Consider the following 2,108-nt stretch of genomic DNA (forward strand, 5'->3'; position numbering starts at 1 on the left):
CGGCCCACACCGTCGCGGCCCACACCGTCGCGATCAGCCTCAGCCCCGGCCCCGGTCCCGGTCCCGACGCCGGCCACGAGCTCGACGTCGGCGGGGAGCACCGCCCTGGCGCACCGGCGGAACGCCTCCGCCCACTCCGGAGCGAGGAAGCCGAGCCGGTCGGCACCGAGCATGCCCTGGACGACCGCGCGGGCGACGTCGTCCGGCAGCATGCGGAAGTACTCCGGTGGCGCCCACGGTGTGTGACTGAAATGAGCGATCCGCAGGTCCGGGCGCAGCCTGCGCAGTTGCGCCGGCACCAGCGTCAGGTGGTAGTCCTGGATCAGGACGGCCGCGCCCGGCGCCGCCTCCCGGGCCAGCGCCTCGGCGAACATCGTGTTGTAGATCTCGTACGCCTGCCAGTCGCGCTGGAAGGCCGCGCCGAAGGAGGGCTGGGACGCCGACGCGTAGAGCAGGTGCAGGACGAACCACAACGTACGGTTGGCGACCGCGTTGTACGCCCGGTCGAAGACGACCCTGTCCACGTCGAGCATGTGGACGGCCGTGCCGCCGGTGTCATGGCCGGCAAGATCCAGACGGCCGTCCGGCGCCGACCGGGTGGCCCGCCGGTCCGCCTCGCTGATCGCCGCGCACACCCAGACCAGCCCACCACCGGCCCTGTCGCGCCCACCGGCCGGGCCGGTCCCGTCAGCCCCGCCGGCCGAGCCGGTCCCGTCAGCCTCGTCCGTCCCGCCGAGCCCACTGGCCGGCCCGGCGTCATCGCTGGCGACCGCGTGCAGGCCGCTGACCAGCCCACCGCCGCCACGGCGCACGACGAGCGACCCGTCGTCACCCGTCGTGAACGCCACCGGGCCGCGATTGGACGCGACAAGCACCCGGGCGGTCCCTCCAGCGGCCACGGGACGCGGCGTTTCATCGACCGACCGGGCATGACGCACCCTGCGAAGGGTAGTGCCTCGGCAGCGGCCGCACCGCAATCGTCACCGGCCCCTGCCCACAGCACCCCTGGCACCCATGACACGGGAGCTCTGGGCACCCCTGACGCGGTGGTGCGGAACGGGGCCCAGCCCGCTCCGGCCCGGCGGATCAGCAGGCTGTGCGCCTGACGGCACCCTGACCGAGCGAGAGCTGTCCGTGGATCGTCCGGCTGACGTCACACCGTCCTGGCGCGTTCCGGCAGCCCGCGGATCAGACGGCGGCGGGCCGCGGCGTGGGCAGGACCGAGCGCACCGCGCTCACCCACCCGGCACCGAGGGTGCCGTCCTCCACGACGACGTTGCCGTAGCCGGGCAGCAGATCGACGAGGTCCGCATGGTGCAGCGCGTTCGCGACCAGGTGCATGCGGCCGACGTGGCCGGCCATGACCAGGTCGCTGGCGGAGTCCCCGATCGCGATCGCCTGCTCCGGGCGCAGCCCCCGGCGGGCCAGGTCGAAGGCCACCGCGGCTCCCTTGCTGACCCCGTCGGGCACCAGGTGGTAGACGTGCGGGACATCGTCCAGATCGGGCATGGTGGCCCGCGCGATGATGCCGTTGTCGCGCATGGTCAACCATACGTAGCCTTCCGCGGCAAGCCACGCGTCGGCCTCGGCCACGTCGATGTTGCCCCGCAGCATGATGTCGATCTCACGGCCGCGGATCCAGGAGTGATGCGCCTCCAGGCGTCCCGGATACCGGGCGACCAGCGCCGTGACCAGCTCCTCGGGTATCCGGTCGAACGTCTCGGGCATGGCTCCGCGCAGGATCTGGCTGCTACGCCCGTGGTCCCAGCCGACGATGGCGCCGAGTTCGGCGATGAAGCCGTCCGCCCCGAAGATCGAGGCGGCCTCGGTGAGCTGAGGCCGGGTCCGCCCGCTGACCAGGACCAGCGCGATGCCGGCCCGGTGCAGGTCGATCAGGGCGTGCGCCGGGTCCAGGGTGACGGAGTGGTCCTCGCTGCGGAAGAAGCATCCGCGCGGCCCCACCATGGTCCCGTCGAGATCGGTATAGACGACCCGGACACTCATCGGTGCTGTCCTCCTGTTCACGCTGTTCGCGCTGTTCGTGGCGTCCACTCTGTTCGTGGCGTCCAGGCTGCTCGTGGCGGGTGGGCGTTCGTGGCGGGTGGGCG

General features: G+C 72.7%; 2 protein-coding genes. Both read right to left on the reverse strand.

The features are described 5' to 3' along the window. Positions 1–875: trehalose-6-phosphate synthase (locus tag NBX02_RS22235; protein WP_250292967.1), on the reverse strand; the 875-nt coding region annotated here is incomplete at its 3' end. Positions 876–1,188: 313 nt separating this feature from the next. After that, complete coding sequence (locus NBX02_RS22240; protein ID WP_250292982.1) at positions 1,189–2,004, reverse strand: HAD hydrolase family protein; 816 nt, start codon at positions 2,002–2,004, stop codon at positions 1,189–1,191. Positions 2,005–2,108: the final 104 nt, after the last annotated feature.

Source organism: Protofrankia sp. CiP1_Cm_nod1, from assembly GCF_920888515.1.
Lineage (GTDB): Bacteria > Actinomycetota > Actinomycetes > Frankiales > Frankiaceae > Protofrankia.